This window comes from Rhizobium sp. M10, assembly GCF_002531955.1.
In the GTDB taxonomy this organism is placed as follows: Bacteria; Pseudomonadota; Alphaproteobacteria; order Rhizobiales; family Rhizobiaceae; genus Rhizobium; species Rhizobium etli_C.
This window is the reverse complement of sequence record NZ_NWTA01000053.1, coordinates 1-6818: the sequence shown is the minus strand read 5'-3', so window position 1 is coordinate 6818 and position 6818 is coordinate 1. Positions and strand designations below refer to the sequence as shown.

The window sequence follows — 6818 nt, the reverse complement described above, 5'->3', positions numbered from 1 at the left end:
ACATCGACCGCATCGCGTATTATGCGACCGAGGCCTATTGCAACGCTGTGCTCGAGCGCGTGCGCCTCTTTCACCCAAGCACCCCAGCATCGGATCCGAGACTGTTGCAACGGGCTCGGGGAAGTCGACACGGGCGCTATATTCCTGTGGGACACCCCGATGTTCCATGTGATCGCCATCGTCACACAGATCTGGCCGCCCCTTGGACGCGTGATGGCACAATGCCATGAGGTTGTCACCCGCGCTCCACCGCCGAGATGAACTCGAAAACGTTGGACCCGGAATTGATTGTTGAGGAATGAACGTCATGAAACGCTATGTAGAAAAAGAGGTGACGGATCAACTCGCTTATAGGCGAAAGATGTTGCAAGATTGGAGAGGAGAGCGCCTCACTGGACACCAGCTAAACCTAGCATCAATAGACCTCAACCTCCTGGTGGCGCTCGAGGCTCTGCTCGAATACCGGAACGTGACGCACGCGGGCCAGCACATCGGGCGGAGTCAACCGGCGATGAGCCGGGCACTGGGAAGGCTGCGCGGCTTGTTCAATGATGATCTCCTGGTGCGGTCTTCAACGGGTTTGATCCCAACGCCGCAAGGCGAACACCTGGCTCAAAGGCTGCCGTCGGCACTGCGTACGATCCGAGAGATGGTGACAAGCCGCAGCGTAATCTCAAAAGAATGGGGGAGGGGGGCAACGCTGGCGATCCCCGATCATCAAGCTTTGGCTGTACTACCGCGCCTCCTGCCGTGGTTACGCGAGCGTGCCCCTCATCTCGACACACTCGCCTGTTTGCCGTTTGATCGTGCCGTGCGGGGGCTTGAGCAAGGTGATATTGATTTGGCCGTTGGGCATATTGACGTGCAACTGCCTGGCTATTTTCGGCGCAGTCTCTATACAGACCGCTTCGCGTGTTTGTTGCGCCACGACCATCCCGCGCTGGCGCAGGAATGGACGATCGACAACTTCGCGACCTTGCGTCACGCTGCCATCAGTACGGACTCCCCCGACCATTTCGGCCCGATCTACGACCACTTGCCCAACCTGCGAGCGGATCGTAGTCCCATACTTTTTTCCAGCGTTCTCACGGCAGCGGTGGTAGCTTCGGCAACGGATTTGGTATTGCTCGTCCCGCGCCGCGTTGCGACCCAAGTTTCCGCGATGCTGCCGCTTAGGGTTGTTGATCCACCCCTCGAGCCGGCACCGTACAAGGTCATGCTCATCTGGCACGAGCGGTGCCATCACGACCCGCAGCATAAATGGCTGCGCAAGGAGGTCGCCGCAGCGTTGGAGACGGGAGCAGACTGACACAAGAAGCGGTGATCGGGATGCTCCCGAAGCATCAAAGAGAGCAAACGGGGATTTTGCGCGGGGAGATGACCAAGGGCTCAGCGCTGCTGCGCCCGAGAGTGCCAGGCATGTTGGACGAATATCGAGACTTGGATGCCTATGTGCTCGCGGGGTCTGCTTGTATCCGGGCTTCTGCTGAGCTGCGGCTCGGCCCTGCAGTGGCGCGGATATCTTCGCGCCGGCTCTCGGATCGACCATTTTGATGGTGATCGTCAAGTGATCAACATTTATGTCAGCAGGCTCGCCGACACGGTCTGGCACTGCCGGACCGTTGGTTGAAAGACACAGCTTGATATCGGGGACCTCTGTGGCTCCGCGTGCAAATGTCGCCTTTGTCTTCTTCCGGTCATAACAGGCATCGCTTGGTCCGGCGATAAAGAGCACGGAAAGCTGAGGGACTTCATTGGCGACCGCAACGACCTTTCGCAGCGCCTGGTCAGGCGTAGGCCGGCTTTCGTTGGCGCAGTATTTACGATTGCAGTAGTTGCACTGGATATTGCAAGCTGGTGCGGCTACGACGTGCATGCGCGCGAAATAGTAGTGCGCTTTTTCTAAATAGCAGGAAAGGTCCGTGATTTTCTCCCAGACAGCCGGCTCGACGTGGTGCGGCTTTGCGGACGAACCGCACAATGACGCGGCGCAAGCAGTGGACTTCGCTGTGGCCAGCAGTTGGTTCATAGTTGTCGTGCTGGTCAGGTTCTTGAGCGAAATCATTGGTGGGGGCATTAAAGGCTCCGTTGCTGCTTAACGTCGCGGTTCAAGAAGCAAGGGCCATGCCAATGAAAATTGCGTTAGTTTTCAATTGGTTAGCGTTTTTTGTCCGGTTCCCTCCATTTGCGACCCGACATAGGGTTGTCAGGCATTCGACAATAGACCTACACCGGTAAAATGGCGGCTCGCCTCGAGTGCTTGAGTTGAGGAGGGCAGGTCGGGCCGCTCGACCACACCAGGCTTAGAACTTTCTTTCACCCCGATTTGATGCCCGCGGATGGCATAACCAGCCTAACGTGGGGTGACGCCGAGAGGCGAGCCGCCTGGCCCCAGATTTCTCCCTCGCGTCGATCAGCCGCTCCCGCTCGGTCAGACGAGCCCGATTGGGAGCCAGGCAGGATCGTTCGGATCACAGGCTTTGGAGGAGACTTCGCCGAGACAGGCACCGGCAGCCCCGGCGGCCGCAAACGGGGATCCAGTCGACATTGGGCTCTTTCTGGCGAACTCGTCGACCGCATTGTCGCCGAATGGACCGTTAGCTACCTTCCACACAAGCGCAGAGAGGCCCTGGCTGTTCTTGCAGACAAAATCCAACGCACCAATGGTCCTTGATTGCGCGGGAGTTGCTGTCCTACGCACGCTGTTTGAGTTCACAGACGTTCCCTGGGAAGTGGCATTGCGAGACCAAGTCAAGCGCCGACGGCGCGAATGTCCGTTCGCAGATGCATAGAACGCCATTTTCAACTCAAGACCAGACTTGCGACGGGCCATGGACCACGAAAATGGGTCGAATTGCATGATCGCGAAACGATCCGCGACTGTCCTATCGGTATTGCCGCGGGATAGACGGGCGGACGAGGCGGGGCTGCGCAGCTCCTTCTGGCCTGATGCGCAGGACGTTCACGGAGCGTATACGGGCTCCGCCGAGGGATTCATTGAGTTCACGCTTGGTGTCTTCAAGACCGAACCGCGCAACATCCACCAGATCACCAACGTTCTGATTGAGTTTATCAGCCCGACTGAAGCAGCTGTCGAGAGCTACTTCACTGCGCTCCAACGAGGGCCGGACTGCGGCCGGATCATACGTTGCCAGGTTTCTCCTATGTGGTCGATATTGCGACCATTTTCAGAAAAGGGAAGGGGAGTGGAGAATTGCCGACCGCACAGTGGTCTATGATTGGCTCGAGGAGCAGACACAGCAGGCGGCGTCGCCAGAGATTGAGCGGTTCGGTTTCAGGCAGCCGATCGGAACATCGCATTCTAACGACCCGGTCTATACGCTCGGAAGCGGCAAAGAGCATGAAAGCCGAGGCGGAATAGCGGCGCGTTCAGCTGGTGCCGAACTCTTCTTTTCCGGGACGTGGTGCTAACTTGCTGTCATCTGGCTCCTTTAGCGTTAGATCGCATACGCCGGAGCAGGAGAAGCTAATCCATGAAGCAAGCAGACACCCGCCGTCATTACACGCGCTGCAGGCGGGATTGGCCGCGCTCTGGTCGCTGCCTTTGCGAACGGCGACATTGTCGTTGCCGTGGATCTTCCTGGAAGCGGAACGGTGCGGTGCGGCGTTGCCGCGCGGCCCTGTGATCTTCAATGTGGCCTCGCTGGGCGGGTTGCTGGGCGATCCCAGACGCAACGGCTACGCTGCCTGGAAGGGGCCTGATCTTGATCACGAAAAGTTTGGCATGCGAGTTGGCGTCGCGTCGAGTGGGCCTGACGGCCATAAGAGCTCGGCTATGTGCGCACGCCGATGGTCGAGAACTGGAACGCGCCGACGAGACGGATCTCGCCGCTATTCGCCGACGCGTGCCGATGGGGCCCATGGGCGCGTCCCGATGATGTCGACCGGACCGTGCGGTTTCCGGTCAGCTCGCACGTCGATCATTCATCGACATCGTGTCGGACGGTCGCCTTGGGCTTGGCGACGGGTCCGGATACGAGCGATTCGAGTTCAAGCGCTTCGGTGTCGTTATTCATGAGGCGCCTGGGGAGTACCTGGGTGATCTTTTAGGGGCTCAACCAGAAGGTTTTCGAACCCGACGGCCATTATCAGAAGATACCCCCAACGGCGATATCGTTGCGGACCACCCAGAAGCCAGCCCCGCCAATCTGCATCGCGGCAGGATCGGAGTGCAGCATGAGGCGGGCCGTCGCAGAGAGTCGCAGCAATTATTGCAGTCTCTAATCTTCGCCTGCGTCCTCCCGTAATACAAGGGCGTATCAACTCAGCCGGCGGCGCAAAAAGTCCTCACGATGAGGCAAGCTTTTAGCCGCGGTTCAAATTGAGGTGTTCGAAGTACCAAGACGGGTCATCATCGGATGAATCTGTCTCGACACTGGCGTCACTCGAATGCTCCTCGACACCTGCTTCATCGTCGCTAAGATACTCCACGGTTTTAGAGAGATAACTCCAAGGTTTGTCGGCGCGCTGCCATCCACCCTTGCTATTCTTTGTCCACTTGTCGGGATGTTGCGTAGGGTCGAGCACCCAGCGATTTTCACCCACATCAACGAAACCCATCTGCTCTAGACGGGTTCCCATCTCCGGCGTAGCGGGACGTGACATGATCAACGGCTGTTCGCCGTCGAGTTGAAGTTGATGTTCGAGCAGAATATCGCCTGCGTTCTCGACAAGCGGATGAGTAACGCGAAGGTCTACAATCGACGTGATTCTTTTTCGACCGGGAAATAGTTCCCGCCACGGCTCGTTTTCGATGCTAAATCCATCCTCTGTTCTTAAAAGCCCAACGCTTCGTTCTCCCAGATCATAGCTGAAATATCGCGCGCTGGGCGTATCATTGTCGGTGCCGCCGTAGAGTCGAGCGATGGTAGCCGTACGCAGGGCTTTAGAGGACACGAAGGGCGAGTACTCTTGTGGATTGACGGAAATGTGCTTGATTTCATCACCGTAAAATTCCCTTACTTTTCTGGCAAATGTCGATCTGTCGAGCACCTTAATTGGAGGTTCGGAAGAGAGCGAGTATGGTCGCGTTGGCGACGAAGGCGAAAGAGCATGGGGATCTGGCGTTGATCGGGACGGCATGCCCGTAAGCGTTTGTGCCCCGGTCATATTCTCGATCCACCCCGCCATGGCCCGGGTGCGATCATCTTCCTCGGAAATGTTGTAGCGCAGCGATCGTTCTGAGTTATCCATGGCGGTCTCTCCTGAGAGTGAAAGGTGTGATGAAGCGCATTCTTTTCAGTCGCTTCACATGGGAACGGTGCGCTCACATGTCCGGCCTATAAAGCGGATACGTGACTGCTAGACTCGATGAAGCGGGCGGTGCGCGTTGCATGCGCCGCTCCTGATCCCTTTACCTCAGCCCAAGCCTCGAGGATCCGCGAAAGCGTGGCTCCCTTCGCCAGACCATCGTCGAATCGGCTGACAGTCCGTCGGAGGTGTCTGCGCCGCGGCAGGGCTAAGATTAGCTTGAATGTTAGAGGCGTCTCGGAAAATTTACCGCCCCGCGGGCCTGTTCTGTTTTCACCGTTGTTGGTCTCCAATTGCAGATTACGCATATGCTAGTGCAACCGGACTGGTCGCCATCATGCAAAATCGATATTCTAAAATGCTTTGGAAAAGCGGAGCCACGTAGACCCCTTAGGTGGTGAAGGTGACCTGCCACTGCGAATTTCCTCCAGATTTGATTAGAGTCCGGCCCATCAAAGGACGGACGAATGAAGAAGCAGAGATTTACCGAAGAGCAGATAATTGCGGTACTGAAGGAGCAGGAGGCAGGCGCGAAGGCGGCCGACCTCTGCCGTAAGCACGGGATTTCGGAAGCGACGTTTTACAACTGGAAAGCCAAATACGGTGGTATGGAAGTGTCCGAGGCCAAGCGGCTGAAGGCGCTTGAGGACGAGAACGCCAGGCTGAAAAAGCTGCTGGCCGAACAGATGCTGGATGCGGCGGCGCTCCGCGAGCTTCTTGCAAAAAAATGGTAGGGCCTGCCGCCAAGCGTGAAGCCGTCACGCATCTGAAGGCCGTGATGGGTCTTTCGGAGCGGCGGGCCTGCCAGATCATATCCGCCGACCGCAAGACGGTGCGTTATCGGTCCTGCCGACCGCCGGAGGTGGCGCTGCGGGCAAAGCTGCGTGACCTTGCAAACGAGCGTCGGCGTTTCGGCTATCGGCGACTGTTCGTCCTGCTTCGACGGGAAGGAGAGCCGTCCGGCGTCAATAGGATCGAGGTTCCAAATTTGATTTCCGGAGGACCGGCATCGATGTACCCAAGACGGAACCAGCCGCGCGATGACGATTCTCGCGAAGTAAGTGAGTGGATCGAAGGCGTGACCGGAGCTTTCGATACGGACGCCTGGATCCGGGAGTACAATTCACAGAGACGAGATGTGGAACAGGATCTGAGCGACTTGCGCCTCGGTTCGCACGACAGTGACGCCGGCGACCGTGTGCCGCGTCGCAGATCCGTGGGCGGTTCGATGCGAGTGACGCCGCAGTCGTTGGCGCCGGAGAACTCGTTGAGCGGCGCCCGCCACAGCATAGACGTCTCTCGGGCGGGCTCCAGCAGCTTGCGATTCGGCGGCTCGGGGAGCAAGACATCGAGCAATATGGCGGAGGCGGGCGAAGTCGCCGCGGCGCCGCAGGGCAAACGCCGCGGATTTACGTCGCGCATGGCGTCAGGGTTCAAGAAGGCGTTCGGATTGAGCAGCGGCAAGACGTCGTCGCGGAGTTCGGGGCAGCAAGACGTCGATGCCGCAACGGAGACTCACGTGGTCTCAACCAAGGTTCGCGTCGGCG

3 protein-coding genes and 4 pseudogenes are annotated in these 6818 nt (G+C 58.2%); 5 read left to right on the top strand and 2 right to left on the bottom strand.

What is annotated here, in order from left to right; all coding sequences use genetic code 11:
* The first annotated feature begins 298 nt into the window (after nt 1-298).
* Nucleotides 299-1309 (top strand): LysR substrate-binding domain-containing protein, encoded by a 1011-nt coding sequence (locus CO671_RS32720; RefSeq protein ID WP_037147017.1) that lies wholly within the window; start codon nt 299-301, stop codon nt 1307-1309.
* 210 nt (nt 1310-1519) lie between these two features.
* Here CO671_RS32720 and CO671_RS32715 read toward each other — a convergent pair.
* Nucleotides 1520-2077, bottom strand: a pseudogene (locus CO671_RS32715) (radical SAM protein); the annotation flags it as partial.
* Nucleotides 2078-2831: 754 nt separating this feature from the next.
* On the opposite strand from CO671_RS32715, the gene CO671_RS34630 reads away from it, so the two are divergent.
* Together CO671_RS34630 and CO671_RS34460 are read left to right on the top strand one after the other, a co-directional pair.
* Nucleotides 2832-3239: a nuclear transport factor 2 family protein gene (locus tag CO671_RS34630; RefSeq protein ID WP_029875557.1), complete on the top strand. Its 408-nt coding sequence runs from the start codon at nt 2832-2834 to the stop codon at nt 3237-3239.
* 705 nt (nt 3240-3944) lie between these two features.
* Nucleotides 3945-4209 (top strand): annotated as a pseudogene (locus CO671_RS34460) (LLM class flavin-dependent oxidoreductase); the annotation flags it as partial.
* A 117-nt stretch (nt 4210-4326) separates the two neighbouring features.
* On the opposite strand, the gene CO671_RS32690 reads toward CO671_RS34460, so the two are convergent.
* Nucleotides 4327-5214, bottom strand: a complete 888-nt coding sequence (locus CO671_RS32690) for a hypothetical protein (RefSeq protein WP_029875558.1) — start codon at nt 5212-5214, stop codon at nt 4327-4329.
* Nucleotides 5215-5738: 524 nt separating this feature from the next.
* Here CO671_RS32690 and CO671_RS32685 point away from each other — a divergent pair.
* Both CO671_RS32685 and CO671_RS34455 read left to right on the top strand, forming a co-directional pair.
* Nucleotides 5739-6223, top strand: a pseudogene (locus tag CO671_RS32685) (transposase); the annotation flags it as partial.
* A gap of 60 nt (nt 6224-6283) precedes the next feature.
* Nucleotides 6284-6818, top strand: a pseudogene (locus CO671_RS34455) (hypothetical protein); the annotation flags it as partial.